The organism is Streptomyces viridosporus (assembly GCF_002078235.1).
Classification (GTDB): domain Bacteria; phylum Actinomycetota; class Actinomycetes; order Streptomycetales; family Streptomycetaceae; genus Streptomyces; species Streptomyces viridosporus.
Genome location: NZ_MSGP01000900.1, coordinates 1 through 792, shown reverse-complemented (window position 1 = coordinate 792; position 792 = coordinate 1). Strand labels below are relative to the sequence as shown.

General features: G+C 71.4%; 2 protein-coding genes. One reads left to right on the top strand and one right to left on the bottom strand.

Annotated elements, in window-relative coordinates; genetic code table 11:
* Nucleotides 1–618: LLM class flavin-dependent oxidoreductase (locus B7L92_RS38540; protein WP_143626528.1), on the bottom strand; the 618-nt coding region annotated here is incomplete at its 3' end.
* On the opposite strand from B7L92_RS38540, the gene B7L92_RS38535 reads away from it, so the two are divergent.
* A partial coding sequence (locus B7L92_RS38535; RefSeq protein WP_107501752.1) for a helix-turn-helix transcriptional regulator occupies nt 609–792 on the top strand: 184 nt, incomplete at its 3' end. The two genes, B7L92_RS38540 and B7L92_RS38535, sit on opposite strands and share 10 nt — an antisense overlap.

Sequence of the window (792 nt, the reverse complement as noted above, 5' to 3'; positions counted from 1 at the left end):
CTCCTCCAGGGCGGGCAGCAGGGTCCCGGCGACGTAGCCGGGCGGGGTCATCCAGGTGACGGCGACGTCCGCGACGCCGCCGGCGGTGCGCGCCATGTTGGGGCGCAGCACGCCCACGCCGACCTCCACGCCCGGGTGGTCCATGGGGATCAGCCGTCCCCGCAGCGCGTGGTAGTCGCCCGCGTGGTCGACGACCTCCCCGTCGAGCAGGGAGCGGACCGTGCGCAGGTAGTCCGCGGCCATCGTCCGCGGGCTGGGGTAGGTGCGTCCGTTGAGGCTGCGCACGAACGCCGGTGCGCCGACGCCGTATCCGGCCACCACGGTCCGGCCGGTCATCAGGGCGAGCGAGCGGGCGTGCAGGGCGGCCTCGTAGGGGTGGCGCAACGGCATCAGGGTCACGCCGGTGCCGACGGGGACGCGTATCCCCGCGCCGGCGAGATGGGCGAAGGCCTGGTGGGTCTCCACCTTGAGCGACTGCCCCGTCCACAGACGGCGCGCGCCGGTGTCGCGGACCAGCTCGGCCCAGGGGCGCAGGGCGTCCGGGGTGTNNCCTGCCGGAGCTGTTGCTTTTTCTTGACGAACTGTTGTGTTTCTACTACGTTCCTTGCATGAGCCCAGTGAGTCATCGCGAGGGAAAGCCGATCTACAACCAGCTGAGAGTGCTGCGCGCGGAGCGCGGACTCAGCAGGGTCGCGCTGGCCAAGCTGGTGGAAGTGCACCCGCAGACCATCGGCGCCATCGAGCGGGGCGACTACTTCCCGAGCCTCGACCTGGCGTTCCGGTTCAGCGACG